This is a genomic window from Pseudomonas sp. 05T35, from assembly GCF_056396605.1.
Map to the genome: position 1 here is coordinate 1 of NZ_JBFTLU010000313.1, position 13721 is coordinate 13721.

The following is a 13721-nucleotide window of genomic DNA, read 5'->3' on the forward strand; positions in this document are numbered from 1 at the left end:
GTACACGGCCAGGTCGGCTCGGTGGGTAAGGCTGCCTACGTCGCCGCCAAGCATGGGGTGATCGGCCTGACCAAAGTGGTCGGCCTGGAAACCGCCACCAGCAACGTCACCTGCAACGYCATCTGCCCAGGCTGGGTACTGACGCCGCTGGTGCAAAAGCAGATCGATGACCGCGCCGCAGCAGGGGTTGACCCACAGCAGGCGCAACATGATTTGTTGGCCGAGAAGCAGCCGTCGCTGGAATTCGTGACCCCGTCACACCTGGGTGAACTGGTGCTGTTCCTGTGCAGTGAAGCTGGCAGCCAGGTGCGTGGCGCGGCGTGGAATATTGATGGCGGGTGGCTGGCACAGTAAAAAGGCTAGTCAGCGGCTGTGGCGAAGGTGCTTGCTCGCGTCGGCCGGTCCACGTTCGGGCGCAGCTGTCGTAAAATGATGAGCGCGTTGCCATTGGAAGAACGCGCCAGCCAGTTTGGGCTCGCTTCGCGGCCCAGCGGGAGCAAGCTCCCTCGCCACAAGAGCCAGTGAGCGGGTATTAAGAAAAAAGAGGCCAATCATGTCAGAAGTTCTTTGGCAACCCAGCGCCGAACGCATCGGCAAGACCCGCATGGATGCCTTCCGGCGCTTCAGCAATCAGCGGTACAACCTGGCACTCGCGGACTACCCCGCCCTGCACCAATGGAGCATCGATCAGCGCGAAGATTTCTGGCAGGCCATCGTCGATTTTTTCGAGATCAGGTTTCACCAGCCACCGAGCACCGTGCTGCGTGAAGGCCCGCAGATGCCCAGCGCCGAGTGGTTTCCCGGCGCCACGCTGAACTTCGCCGAACACCTGCTGCGTCGTCGCGATGACGCAACTGCCGTAATTGCCATCGCCGAGAATGGCCAGCGCGAAAGCTTGAGTTACCGTGAGCTGGCCGAACACGTCGCCGGTCTGCAAAAAAGCCTGAGAGCCGCTGGCGTCGGCCTCGGTGACCGGGTGGCAGCGTGCATGCCGAACACCTGGCAGACCCTGGTAGGCATGCTCGCGACCACCAGCCTGGGCGCGATCTGGTCGTGTTCGTCACCGGATTTCGGCACGCACGGGGTGGTCGACCGCTTCGGCCAGATCGAACCGAAAGTGCTGATCACCTGCGCCGGTTATCGCTACGCCGGCAAAGAGATCGACCAGACGACCAAGGTCAACGAAATCCTCGAACACCTGCCATCGCTGCAGCAACTGATTATCGTGCCTTATGCCCGGCCACAGGCCCGCGTTGACGATTACAAAACCCAAGCCAACGTCGCGTTGTGGGACAGCTTTTATCGTCCGGGCGGCGAGCCCGGGTTCGTCCCGGTGCCCTTCGCGCATCCGCTGTACATTCTCTACTCCAGTGGCACCACCGGCGTACCGAAATGCATCATCCACAGCGTCGGCGGTGTACTGCTGCAACACGTCAAGGAACACGGTTTGCACGTCGACCTCGGGCCAGACGACCGACTGTTCTACTACACCACCTGTGGCTGGATGATGTGGAACTGGCTGGTCTCGGCATTGGCGGTCGGCAGCAGCGTGGTGCTGTACGACGGCTCGCCTTTCCACCCCGGCCCGCAACGCTTGATCGACCTGATCGACAGCGAAGCCATCAGTGTCTTCGGCACCAGCCCCAAATACCTCGCGACACTGGAAAGCAATGAAATCCAGCCGCGCCTAAGCCACGACCTGGGCAGCCTGAAAGCCCTGCTCTCGACCGGTTCGGCACTGTCGCCGCAAAGCTACGAGTACGTTTATCGCGAGATCAAAAGCGATCTGTGCCTATCGTCGATGTCCGGCGGTACCGACATCATCTCCTGCTTTCTTGCCGGCAATCCGGTCCTGCCGGTCCGCCGTGGCGAGATGCAGTGCAAGGGCCTGGGCATGGCGGTTGAAGTCTGGAATGAGGCGGGTCAGCCGGTGATCGGTGAAAAAGGCGAGTTGGTCTGCACCCGGCACTTCCCGGCGATGCCGATCGGCCTGTGGAACGACCCGCAGCAGGAAAAACTCCGCGCCTCGTATTTCAGCCAGTTTCCGGGCGTCTGGGCTCAGGGCGACTACGCCGAACAACGGCCCAATGGCAGCTGGCTGATCCACGGGCGCTCTGACGCAGTACTCAACCCCGGCGGCGTACGCATCGGCACCGCGGAAATCTACCGTCAGGTGGAAAAAATCCATCAGGTACTGGACTCGGTCGCCATCGGCCAGCAATGGCAGGATGACGTGCGCGTGGTGTTGTTCGTGCGCCTGCGTGACGGCGTAACGCTGGACGAAAAACTTGAGCAGGAGATTCGCCAGGTCATCCGCGCCAACACCACGCCTCGGCATGTGCCGGCAAAGATCGTGGCGGTGACGGATATACCGCGAACCATCAGCGGCAAGGTGGTCGAGCTGGCCGTCAGAAATGTCGTGCACGGCCAGCCGGTGAAAAATACCGATGCACTGGCCAACCCTGAAGCGCTGGAGCAATTTCGGGATCGACCGGAATTGCAGAGCTAACGCCTACGCAGGATGGGTCAGTCCATCAGCCCCCATTCACCGGTTTTGGTGGATGGGGGGGCGGCATTCGGCACACTGTCCACGTGCAACTTCAGACGCAAGCGCAAGTTATTYACCGAATCGGCGTATTTCAATGCCTCCTCTTCATCGATCGCACCCTCGACAACCAAATCGAACAACGCCGTATCAAACGTCTTCATTCCCGACTCTGCCGACTTTTCCATGATCTCCTTGAGCTGGTGAAGCTCATTGCGCCGTATCAGATCGCCAATGGTTGGCGTACCCAGCATCACCTCCACCGCCGCCCGGCGCTGCCCATCGCGGGTGCGTACCAGACGTTGGGAAACGAAGGCCTTGAGGTTGTTACCCAGATCATTGAGCAACTGCCCACGGCGCTCCTCCGGGAAAAAGTTGATGATCCGGTCCAGTGCCTGATTGGCGTTGTGAGCGTGCAAGGTAGAGAGCACCAGGTGCCCGGTGTCGGCGAATGCCAATGCATGCTCCATGGTTTCGCGGTCGCGAATTTCGCCGATCAGCACCACATCCGGCGCCTGGCGAAGGGTATTCTTCAAGGCGGCGTGGAAGCTGCGCGTATCGACGCCCACCTCACGCTGGTTGATGATCGACTGTTGATGGCGATGGATATACTCCACCGGGTCTTCGATGGTGATGATGTGCCCGCTGCTGTGGCGATTGCGGTAATCGATCAACGCTGCCAGCGAGGTCGACTTGCCCGAATCCGTGGCGCCGACGAACAGCATCAGCCCCTGCTTGAGCATCACCGTCTCAAGCAGCACGGCCGGCAGTTTGAGGTCTTCAAAGCGCGGGATATCGAGTTTGATGTTGCGCGCCACGATCGACACGTCATTACGCTGCTTGAAGACGTTGACGCGAAAGCGCCCGACTCCGACCAGAGACACCGCCAGGTTCATTTCCAGCTCGCGGTCGAACTCTGCGCACTGCTCGACGTCCATAAGGGTCTCGGCAATCCGGGCAATCTCGCCGGGCTTGAACACTTCAGGGGCCAGTGTTCGGAGCGCACCCTTGAAGCGCCCGGTAGGTGGTGCGCCAGTCGACAGGTAAAGATCGGAGCCGTCCTGGCTGGCCAGCATTCTTAGCAGCGAGTGAATGTCCATGGCAAAAAAATATCCATTGAGCCTTCCATTGAACGAAAATTGCCAAGGCACGCCACTTTTCACGCGTCCGAGCGTCTACTCCTTCGAAGCATAGTAGATGCCCCAGTACCGATATGTAGCACGGACATGATGCAGGAACCCTTGATGAACGGATCCCCTACCGGCGGCGACGCCCAGGCCTTGATTGCCCGACTCGACTGGGCACAAAGTCCGCTGGGCTCTGCCAGCCACTGGCCGCAGAGCCTGCGCACCGCCGTGGACATCGTGATTCACTCGCCCATGCCCATGCTGTTGTTATGGGGGCCGGAGCTGTCGCAGATCTACAACGACGGCTTTGCACTGTTGGCCGGCAACAAGCATCCGCAGGCTTTCGGACAACCCACGCACCAGACATGGCCAGAACTTAAAGACTTCACCGACCCCATTTATAGCGCTGTCTTACAAGGCCAAGTGCGTTCCTACAGCGAGCAGCGTTTCAGCCTGCAGCGCGATGGCGGCGAATCGGATGTCTGGCTGGACCTGACCTACAGCCCGATTCGTGACGAACGCGGGCAGGTCGCCGGGATCCTGGTCACTGCCATTGAAACCAATGAGCGCCGACGCATCGCCCTGGAGCTCAAACAACGCTCGGAGGCCAGCCTCAAGGCCCAGCACGAAACCGAAGAACGCCTGCAACTGGCCCTCGCCGCCACCGACGCGGTAGGCACCTGGGACTGGGATATCAGCGAAGATCGCTTTATTGCCGATGCGCACTTCGCCCAGTTGCACAGTGTTGACCCGGCACTGGCCAATCAACTGCCCATCACCGAATACCTCAACGGCGTGCACCCGGAAGACCGGGGCATGGTCGCCCGCAGCATCAAGCACTGCATCAGCCAGGGCAGCGAATACGCCGAGGAATACCGGCTGCTGCAAGCCAGCGGCGAAGTGCGCTGGGTCTTTGCCCGAGGCCGCTGCTACAAGGATCACCACGGTCGCCCCCTGCGTTTTCTCGGTGCCGCTCTGGACCTGACCGAGCGCAAGCACACCGAACAAGCGTTACGGCAAAGCCAGACCGAGCTGCAACTGATCATCAACGCCATGCCGGTGCTGATCGGCTATGTCGATCATGAACAACGCTTTCGCCTGAACAACAGCGCGTACCTGGACTGGTACGGCATGACCCCGCAGGAGCTGTACGGTAAAACCATTCGAGAAATTCTCGGCGACGAACTCTATGCCACCCGCGTCGAGCACATCAGCGCCGCGCTGGCGGGCAAAGCCTGCAGTTTCGAGGCTTATTCGCCGCACCGCGACGGCCGACCGCGTTATGCACTGATGAAGTACCTGCCACGCTTTGGTTCTGACGGTGCGGTCAATGGGTTCTACATTTTCGTGATCGACGAAACCGAGCGCAAACAGACCGAGGAAGCCTTGCGCAACCTCAACGAGACGCTGGAAGAACGGGTCGACACACGCACCAAGGCACTGGCTGAAGCCAACCATCGCCTGCAAAACGAAATGTTCGAGCGCGAACGCGCCGAAGATGCGTTGCGCCATGCACAAAAAATGGAAGCCGTCGGCCAACTCACTGGCGGYATCGCCCACGAYTTCAACAACATGCTGACCGGGATTATTGGCAGCCTGGACCTGATGCAGCGCTACATTGCCGATGGGCGTAGCGATGAGATCGGCCGCTTTGCCGATGCGGCCGTGTCGTCAGCCAATCGGGCTGCCGCCTTGACTCACCGGCTGCTGGCATTCTCCCGCCGGCAATCGCTGGACCGTCGACCGCTTGAGCCCAACACACTGGTGCCCGGTGACTATGTGATGCTCGGCGTACGCGACAACGGTACCGGCATGACTCCGCGCGTATTGGCCAAGGCCTTCGATCCGTTCTTCACCACCAAGCCTATCGGCCAGGGCACCGGGCTGGGGTTGTCGATGATTTATGGCTTCGCCCAGCAATCCGGCGGCCATGTGACCCTCAGCAGTCAGCCGGGACAAGGCACGACGGTGCGCCTGTATTTGCCGCGCCTGCACAACGCGCCTCAGCACGCCTCGCTGGCGGCAGTCAGCTTGGGCAGCCCCTATGCGACCGCAGGTGAGTCGGTGGTGCTGGTCGAAGACGACCCTGCAGTGCGTATGCTGGTGCTCAATGTGCTGAACGAACTGGGCTACATCGCCCATGAGGCGCAAGACGCAAAAAACGCCCTGCCGCTGCTGGAGTCTGACCTGCGTATCGATCTGCTGGTGACCGATGTCGGCCTGCCCGGCATGAATGGCCGGCAACTGGCGGAAATCGCCCGTCAGCATCGACCTGGGCTTAACGTCCTGTTCATGACCGGCTACGCGGAAAAAGCCGCCGAACGCCAGGGCTTTCTCGAGGAGGGCATGGACCTGCTGGCCAAGCCCTTCACCCTTGAACAACTGGCCGGCAAGATTCGCCACATGATCCGCCGAACCGGATGATTTGAGGCATAATCGCGCCCCGCCGCCACCACCGCTCCAAGGTAACTGCCCCAATGAAAGCTCAAGCCCGCCATATTCTGGTGAAAACCGCCGAAGAGGCCGAACAGCTCAAACAACGCATCGCCAAGGGCGAAGCCTTTGATGTGCTGGCCAAGAAGTATTCCACCTGCCCGTCTGGCAAACGCGGAGGTGACCTGGGCGAAGTTCGGCCCGGGCAGATGGTTGGCGCCATCGATGCGGTGATCTTCAAGAAACCACTGCGTGTCGTGCACGGACCGATCAAAAGCAAGTTTGGTTATCACCTGGTGCAGGTGTTTTACCGCGATTGATGGATTGGCTTGAGGGCCTCTTCGCGAGCAGGCTCGCTCCCACATTGATGGCCCTACACAACCTGTGGGAGCGAGCCTGCTCGCGATCCGATTGCGCAGCAAGCGGCCATTGAACCTCAATCCTTGGGAATCAGTGCCCCCGGCACCTGGATCACCCGGCTCGCCAACCGATGCCCGGCTTCTGCGGCCTCTGCCGGGCTTGCGCCACGGAGCCGACTGCCCAGATACGCCGCGCTGAACGAATCCCCCGCCGCCGTGGTGTCCACCACCCGTTCGACGCGCAGCGCCGGAACCTCGAACGACTCACCGTCACAGCGAATCAGACACGGCTCGGCGCCGCGCTTGAGCACCACCTCCGGTATGCCGATCTGCTCGTAGGCCGCGAACACCGCCGCCTCATCGGAAAATCCGAACAACGCCTGTTCATCGTCCACTGTCAGCAGTGCCAGATCGACATAGGGCAAGACTTCGCGATACGCCGCTCGGGCCTGTTCGACAGAGCTCCACAAACGTGGCCGATAGTTGTTGTCAAAGACGATCCGCGCATCCCGCTGACGGGCTTCGATCAGTGTCTCGATGAGCTTTTTACGCCCCGCTTCGCCCAGCACCGCCAGGGTGATGCCACTGAAATACAGCACATCGTAATCCGGCAGCGCCGCAAGAATCGGTACCGCCGCCGGCGTGGTGAAGCAATCGCGCACGGCGGCTTCGTTGCGCCAATAGAGGAAACGACGTTCACCCGAAGCATCGGTCTGGATGCAGTACAAACCGGGCAAACGTCCCGGCAGGCGCTGGACCATGCCCAGGCCGATACCTTCTTCGGACCAGCTCTGGCACATCGCATCGCTGAAGCTGTCGTCGCCCAGCGCGGTGACGTAATCCACCGTGGCCCCGTCGCCCATTTCACGAGACAGGTAGACCGCGGTGTTCAGGGTGTCGCCGCCAAAACTCTGTTGCAGACTGCCGTCGGCGCGCTGCTGCAACTCGATCATGCACTCGCCGATCAGCGCAATGCGCGGGGTGTCGGGGCCGAGAGTGCTGAGGGTGTTCATGGTTATGGGGTCTCTGGGATTTCGGTGTTGTCTGGCAGGCCGCCATCGCGAGCAGGCTCGCTCCCACACTGATCTTTGACACACTGGAGATCCAATGTGGGAGCGAGCCTGCTCGCGATGGCCGCACCTCGGTCTCAAACCTTAAAAACAGGTTTCCATGCTTTCGATGACGTTCAACTGCTCATCCACCAGGCAACCGGTGCGCCATTTGTCGAAGGTCAGGCACGGGTGAGACGTACCGAACGAGATGATGTCGCCCACGCGCAACTGAACCCCGGGCGCGACCGTCATGAACGCATGCTGATCCATCACCGCTGTCACTGTGCAGGCACTGACATCATCACCGATCGCCGGCAGCACACCCGCCCGATAACGCAATAACGGCACCGGCAACCCCGCGTCATAGGCTACATCGCGCTTGCCCAGAGCGATCACCGCAAACCCCGGCTCCGGCAACGACTGCACATGCGCCCAGACTTCCAGTGCCGGACGCAGGCCTTCGTGCAAGTCGCTACGACGATCGAGCACGCAGCATTGCGCTTCCTTGTAGATGCCATGGTCGTGAGCCACGTAACTGCCCGGACGCAGCACGCTGAGGAAACGTCCGGCGGCGTTCTGGGCTTCGAAGGACTCGGCGATCAGGTCATACCAGGCCGACCCCGACGCGGTGATGATCGGCTTGTCGATGGCGAAAGCGCCGCTGTCTTGCAACTGCACCGCGAGGCGTACCAGGGACGCAGCAAATTCACGAATGCCACTGACTGCCTGGTCGCCATGAATCACCCCTTCGTAGCCTTCAATACCGGTCAACGCCAACCCCGGCTGCGCCTTGATCGCCTCAGCCAGTGCCAGCACTTCGGCTTCGCTGCGGCAACCGCAACGGCCGCCGACCACACCGTACTCGATCATCACGTTCAGGCGCAGACCGCGCGCGGCGAAAAATGCCCCGAGGTCGGCAACGTTGTCCGGGTGATCGACCATGCAGTGGAATTCGAATGCCGGATCTGCCAGCAACTCGGCGATCAGCGCCATGTTCGGCGCCCCCACCAACTGATTGGCCATCAACACCCGGCGCACGCCATGGGCGTAGGCGGCGCGAGTCTGCACCGCAGTGGCCAGGGTGATGCCCCAGGCTCCCGCCTCCAGTTGGCGGCGAAACAGCGACGGGGTCATGCTGGTTTTACCGTGCGGCGCCAGTTCGGCACCGCTGTTGCTGACGAACGCCTGCATCCAGCGGATGTTGTGTTCCAGCGCTTCGCGGTGCAGCACCAGCGCCGGCAGGCTGACGTCACGCACCAGGTTGGCACCGGGCTGGCCGTTGCCCTTTTCCACGGCAGCGATGTTCAAGGCAGAAGGCATGTTCTAACTCCTCACACGCGGCCGCGAACGGCCACTGTTATTCGTTGATGCGACGGGCCAGGTTGTTCGCGCTGTCGATCAGCACCCGGCGATAGTCGTTGTAATTGTTCTTGGCATCGGCCCTCGGGGCGACGATGCACAGGGTCGCAATGGCGACGCCACTCGGGTCTTTCACCGGGGCGGCAAAGCAATGGGTAAAGGTGTCGGCGACGCTGTCGAAGGAGAAGAATCCGTCGATACCGGCCTGACGGATTTCCGCCAGAAAACGTTCCAGCGGCAGGCGTTCGCCGTCCGGCAGGATGAAGTCATCTTCATCGATCAGGTCGACGATTTGCTGGTCGCTCAAGTGCGCCAGCAACAAGCGCCCGGAAGCGGTCCACGGGATCGGCGCGTTCTCGCCGATGTCCGAGGAAATGCGGAAATGCCGCTCGCCCTCCTTCATCAACGCCACCGTGTACTTGCGCCCGTTGAGCAGGCACATCTGCGCGGTTTCGCGGGTCTGGCTGACGATCTCCTGCAAAGCGTGATCGGCCTCGCGACTCAAGTCGAAATGGCGCAGATGCGCTTGCCCCAGAAAGTACAGTTGCCGGCCAAGATAGACGTGACCTTCCTTGCCCACCGGTTCGAGAATCCGTCGTTCCAGCAGCGACGCGACCAGCTCGTAGACCGTGGATTTCGGACTGCCGATACCGCTGGCGATATCGTTCGGGCGCAGCGGCTGGCCAATTTCCTTGAGGAAATCGAGAATATCGAACGCCCGGTCCAGACCGCGGGCCCGGCGCTTGATGGTGTCTTCGGTCATGTCAGTGGGTTCTCATTCAAATTCGCCGGGGAGTTTAACCAGAGTCCTGCGCCGACCGTTAGACCGCCATCGCGAGCAGGCTCGCTCCCACAGGAGTCTGGTGGCGTAATTGCAATATGTGGCAGAACACACCTCCCATGTGGGAGCGAGCCTGCTCGCGATAGGGTCACCTCGGTTCAGGCCTTCTTCTTGTACGCCACACAATCAATCTCGACCTTGCAGTCGACCATCATGTTCGCCTGCACACAAGCCCGGGCCGGTGCGTGTTCCGGGCTGAAGTACTCGGAGAAGACTTTGTTGAAGCTCCAGAAATCCCGCGGATCTTCCAGCCATACGCCCGTGCGGACCACGTCTTCGAGGCCATAGCCGGCTTCTTCGAGGATCGCGATCAGGTTGCGCATGGTCTGGTGAGTCTGCTCGACGATCCCGCCAGCAATGATTTCGCCGTCCACCGCTGGCACCTGACCGGACACATGCAGCCATCCGCGTGTTCTTGAGAAATTCCGCCAAGCGCGGAGATTGCGGGCGTTCGAACAGCTCCTTGGGTGGCCCCTGCTCTTCGATTCGCCCCTGATTCATGAAGACGATCTTGTCCGAGACTTCAAAGGCAAAACGCATCTCGTGGGTCACCAACAGCATGGTCATGCCATCCTCGGCCAGCCCCTTGATCACGCTCAATACTTCGCCGACCAGCTCCGGGTCGAGTGCCGACGTCACTTCGTCGAACAGCATCAGGCTCGGGTTCATCGCGATCGCCCGGGCAATCGCCACGCGCTGTTGCTGACCACCCGACAACTGACCCGGATAGTGATCGCGGCGTTCCAGCAGGCCGACACGCTCCAGCCATTTTTCCGCCAGCACCACCGCTTCATCCTTGTGCAGCTTTTTGACTTTGAGCAGGCCAAGGGTGACGTTCTGCAGCGCCGTGAGATGGGGAAACAGGTTGAACTGCTGGAATGCCATGCCGGTCATCGCCCGGTGCTGGGCGATGACTTTTTCCGAGTGGCGCACGCGCTTGCCGTTGACCTCGTGGTAACCGATGGACTCGCCATCGAGCAGGATCCGCCCGCCCTGGAACTCTTCGAGCATGTTCACGCAGCGCAGCAGCGTAGTCTTGCCCGAGCCGCTGGAGCCGATCAGCGTCACCACGTTGCCACGCTGCATGGTCAGGTCGACGCCCTTGAGCACTTCGAGCGGGCCGTATTGCTTGTGCAGATCGCGAATCTCCAGCAGGGCCTGGCTAGCGTTCTGTGTCGAAACTTGAGCTTGAGTCATGGCAAGGCCACCCGCTTTTCAATATGCCGGCCGAGTAATTCGATGGCGTAGTTGATGATGAAAAAGAGAAAACCGGCAAACAGGTAAAACTCCAGGGTCATGAAGGTCCGGGCGATGATCTGCTGGGTACTCAGCAGCAACTCGGCCACACCGATCACCGAGAGCAAGGTCGAAGCCTTGACGATTTCGGTCGACGAGTTGACCCAGGTCGGCAAAATCTGCCGCAACGCCTGAGGCAACAGCACGTAAGCGAGGGCCTGATAAAACGTCAGGCCGATGGCCTTGCTCGCTTCCATCTGCCCACGTGGCAACGCTTGCAACGCACCGCGAACGATCTCGGCAACGTGCGAACCGCAGAACAGCGTCAGCCCCAGCACTCCCGCCTGGAACGCATCGATCTGCCAGCCCAGCGCGGGCGCCATGTAGAAGCAGGCCAGCACCAGCACAAACACCGGCGTGCCACGGATCAGGTCGACGTAAAAACGAAACGGCGCGCGCATCCAGAACTTGCCGTAGGTCAGCACCAGCCCGGCAACGATGCCGATCAGGGTGCCCAGCATGATCGCCAGGACAGAGCACTGCACACTGGTCAAAAAGCCCGACCACAGGGTCTCGCGGGCGACCCATAACTCATGCAACCAACTTGGGGACTCGTACATGGGTGCGCTCCTAACGGCGAATCGCCAGACGCTGCTCGAGGTAACGCAGCAGCATCGCGATGAGATAACAGGCCGCAACATAGAGCGCTGTCGTCACCAGCCAGGTTTCAATCACCCGGTAGCTCTCGACGTTGATCTTGCGCGCGTAGTAGGTCAGCTCCGGCACGGCAATCGCCGCCGCCAGCGAGGTGTCCTTGAACAGCGAAATGAAGTTGTTCGAGAGCGCCGGCAACACGTTGCGCAACATCACCGGCACGGTGATGTAGGCCTTGACCTGCCACTCCCCCAGACCGATCGCCAGCCCGGCTTCACGCAGGCCTTTGGGGATGCTCAACAACCCGCCACGGAACACTTCGGTCAGGTACGCCCCGGCATACAACGACAGGGTGATGATGAACGACGGCAGCTTGTCCAGCCGAATGCCCAGGCTCGGTAGCGCAAAGTAGATCAGCAGAATCAACACCAGAATCGGCGTGTTACGGATCACCGTCACGTACACCGACGCCAGCACCCGCAATGCGCGGTGCTTTGAGAGCAAAGCAAACGCCATCAGCAGGCCGATCACGCAACCGATGGCGATCGACACCAGCGCCAGTTCAAGGCCCAGACCGAGCCCTGCCAGCAAGGTGTCGAAGTCGCGCCAGACGGCGGCAAAGTTCAACTGATAGTTCATGGTCAGCAGTACCTTGAGCGGGGCGCGAACGCCCCGCTCTCACGGGATCATTTGAATTCGACGGGGAAGCCAATCGCTGGGGAAGGCAGATCGACACCGAACCACTGTTTGAACGACGCCGCGTAAGTCGGGAACTCAACGCCGGTCATGGCTTCATGCAAGACGGTATTGACGAAATTCAACCAGTCCTGATCGCCGCGCTTGACCGCACAGGCGTAGGTTTGCGGGCTCCAGGCGTAGGTCGGGCTGCGATAGCGGCCAGGGTTCTGCACCATCAGGTACTTGACCGAAGACTGGTCGGTGGCAGCGGTGTCGGCACGGCCGGAGTTCACTGCCTGGTACATCAGGTCGACGCTGTCGTATTGGTCAACCTTGGCCTTGGGCAGCGCCTGGTGCACCAGTTCTTCGGCATAGACGTTTTGCAGCACTGCCACGGTGACGCTGTCGCCGGCCGCTTTGAGGTCTTCGATTTCCTTGTACTTGCTGTTGGCCGGCAACAGCAGGCCAACGCCTTCGCGGTAGTACGGCAGGGTGAATGCCACTTGCTGCGCACGGCTGGCGGTGACGGTAATGAACTGGCAGCTCATGTCGACCTTGTCGGTCAGCAAATTGGGAATCCGTKCATCCGACGACTGCACCACGAACTCGACCTTGCTCGGGTCATTGAACAAACCCTTGGCGACCATCCGCCCGATGTCGATATCAAAACCCTGCAATTTGCCGTCCGCGCCCTGGAAGTGCCACGGCGCGTTGGTGCTGCCCGTGCCCACGATCAAATGCCCGCGCTTCAACACATTGTCGAGCCTGCTGTCCGCCGCCTGGGCAATGCCCACGGCAGAGGCTGTGGCCGCAAAGAGAAAAACACACGCTGTAAACAAGGAAAGTCGACGCTGCATGACGGGCACTCCAGGATGATGTTTATTCCGCTATACCGGAACATGGTATGTAACAACGGAATAGACAGCAGAAAGTGTGCCATAGCCCGGCAGACAAATCCCCCAGAAAATGAAATATGAATTGAATCAAAGGGATGCAAAAAAACACAAAACAGGCGTTACCAAACGACGCAGCGCACAAGCGCTACCGTTGGCTACAGGCACGGGTAGTTGGGCCCCAATTGAGTGCGAGCAAGCCGATACGTGTCATGAAAACCACCATCCACTCTGCTACCACCGTTCGTCGACTTTTGTACCTGACCTGTCAGATCTGACAGTTGTGGGTTGCTTGTTTCTGGCGCTCAATCTTTTTACCCCGACTGCAGGGGCTTTTCAGATGTCGCTGAGTCGTGGTGATCAAATTCGCGCCACGCCCACTTACAGGAGTTTCCAAATGTCCCGACAACTCGCAGAAAAAAATTTGTTGCTCAATGGTGACTTTTCACGGCAGGGAGAGCACTGGACACCTAACTCGCCAGTGAAGGTCGAGTATTCCGAGGGTTACTGTGCCTTGCAGGTTAATGCCAGGATTACTCAGCGC

General features: G+C 60.3%; 10 protein-coding genes and 3 pseudogenes. 4 read left to right on the plus strand and 9 right to left on the minus strand.

What is annotated here, in order from left to right:
• Positions 1-354 (plus strand): annotated as a pseudogene (hbdH, locus tag AC1DH9_RS21200) (3-hydroxybutyrate dehydrogenase); the annotation flags it as partial.
• Positions 355-553: 199 nt separating this feature from the next.
• On the plus strand, positions 554-2509 hold the full coding sequence (locus tag AC1DH9_RS21205; protein WP_427538311.1) for an acetoacetate--CoA ligase: 1956 nt from the start codon (positions 554-556) through the stop codon (positions 2507-2509).
• 17 nt (positions 2510-2526) lie between these two features.
• Here AC1DH9_RS21205 and AC1DH9_RS21210 read toward each other — a convergent pair whose 3' ends face one another.
• A complete protein-coding gene (locus AC1DH9_RS21210; RefSeq protein ID WP_427538308.1) occupies positions 2527-3645 on the minus strand; it encodes a PilT/PilU family type 4a pilus ATPase in 1119 nt (372 codons plus the stop codon).
• A 144-nt stretch (positions 3646-3789) separates the two neighbouring features.
• Between AC1DH9_RS21210 and AC1DH9_RS21215 the strand changes: the two genes are divergently transcribed.
• Together AC1DH9_RS21215 and AC1DH9_RS21220 are read left to right on the plus strand one after the other, a co-directional pair.
• Positions 3790-6096, plus strand: a complete 2307-nt coding sequence (locus tag AC1DH9_RS21215; protein ID WP_477808730.1) for a PAS domain-containing protein — start codon at positions 3790-3792, stop codon at positions 6094-6096.
• A gap of 53 nt (positions 6097-6149) precedes the next feature.
• Positions 6150-6425, plus strand: a complete 276-nt coding sequence (locus AC1DH9_RS21220; protein WP_019690952.1) for a peptidylprolyl isomerase — start codon at positions 6150-6152, stop codon at positions 6423-6425.
• Between the two features lie 116 nt (positions 6426-6541).
• Here the strand turns inward: AC1DH9_RS21220 and AC1DH9_RS21225 are convergent, their stop codons facing one another.
• From AC1DH9_RS21225 to AC1DH9_RS21260, 8 genes and pseudogenes are all read right to left on the minus strand, one after another.
• Positions 6542-7477 (minus strand): sugar kinase, encoded by a 936-nt coding sequence (locus AC1DH9_RS21225; RefSeq protein ID WP_427536633.1) that lies wholly within the window; start codon positions 7475-7477, stop codon positions 6542-6544.
• Between the two features lie 141 nt (positions 7478-7618).
• Positions 7619-8836 (minus strand): amino acid deaminase, encoded by a 1218-nt coding sequence (locus tag AC1DH9_RS21230; RefSeq protein ID WP_427536631.1) that lies wholly within the window; start codon positions 8834-8836, stop codon positions 7619-7621.
• Positions 8837-8873: 37 nt separating this feature from the next.
• Positions 8874-9638 carry an IclR family transcriptional regulator gene (locus AC1DH9_RS21235; protein ID WP_427536629.1) on the minus strand — a complete coding sequence of 255 codons (765 nt, stop codon included), beginning with the start codon at positions 9636-9638 and terminating at the stop codon, positions 8874-8876.
• 176 nt (positions 9639-9814) lie between these two features.
• A pseudogene (locus AC1DH9_RS21240) lies at positions 9815-10123 on the minus strand (RidA family protein); the annotation flags it as partial.
• Positions 10122-10913, minus strand: a pseudogene (locus tag AC1DH9_RS21245) (amino acid ABC transporter ATP-binding protein); the annotation flags it as partial. The pseudogenes AC1DH9_RS21240 and AC1DH9_RS21245, both read right to left, overlap by 2 nt.
• Entirely contained in the window at positions 10910-11572 is a 663-nt protein-coding gene (locus tag AC1DH9_RS21250; protein ID WP_427536625.1) for an amino acid ABC transporter permease, read from the minus strand. The gene AC1DH9_RS21250 and the pseudogene AC1DH9_RS21245, both read right to left, overlap by 4 nt.
• 10 nt (positions 11573-11582) lie before the next feature.
• Positions 11583-12245 carry an amino acid ABC transporter permease gene (locus AC1DH9_RS21255; protein ID WP_427536623.1) on the minus strand — a complete coding sequence of 221 codons (663 nt, stop codon included), beginning with the start codon at positions 12243-12245 and terminating at the stop codon, positions 11583-11585.
• A gap of 47 nt (positions 12246-12292) precedes the next feature.
• The gene (locus AC1DH9_RS21260; RefSeq protein WP_477808731.1) at positions 12293-13141 is read right to left on the minus strand and encodes a transporter substrate-binding domain-containing protein; all 849 of its coding nucleotides are present in this window, start codon (positions 13139-13141) and stop codon (positions 12293-12295) included.
• Positions 13142-13721 lie beyond the last annotated feature (580 nt).

Excerpts from the sequence above, each read along its gene's own strand:
- AC1DH9_RS21205 (WP_427538311.1), top strand. The coding sequence starts at position 554 with ATGTCAGAAGTTCTTTGGCAACCCAGCGCCGAACGCATCGGCAAGACC.
- AC1DH9_RS21220 (WP_019690952.1), top strand. The coding sequence starts at position 6,150 with ATGAAAGCTCAAGCCCGCCATATTCTGGTGAAAACCGCCGAAGAGGCC.
- AC1DH9_RS21225 (WP_427536633.1), bottom strand. The coding sequence starts at position 7,477 with ATGAACACCCTCAGCACTCTCGGCCCCGACACCCCGCGCATTGCGCTG.
- AC1DH9_RS21230 (WP_427536631.1), bottom strand. The coding sequence starts at position 8,836 with ATGCCTTCTGCCTTGAACATCGCTGCCGTGGAAAAGGGCAACGGCCAG.
- AC1DH9_RS21235 (WP_427536629.1), bottom strand. The coding sequence starts at position 9,638 with ATGACCGAAGACACCATCAAGCGCCGGGCCCGCGGTCTGGACCGGGCG.
- AC1DH9_RS21250 (WP_427536625.1), bottom strand. The coding sequence starts at position 11,572 with ATGTACGAGTCCCCAAGTTGGTTGCATGAGTTATGGGTCGCCCGCGAG.
- AC1DH9_RS21255 (WP_427536623.1), bottom strand. The coding sequence starts at position 12,245 with ATGAACTATCAGTTGAACTTTGCCGCCGTCTGGCGCGACTTCGACACC.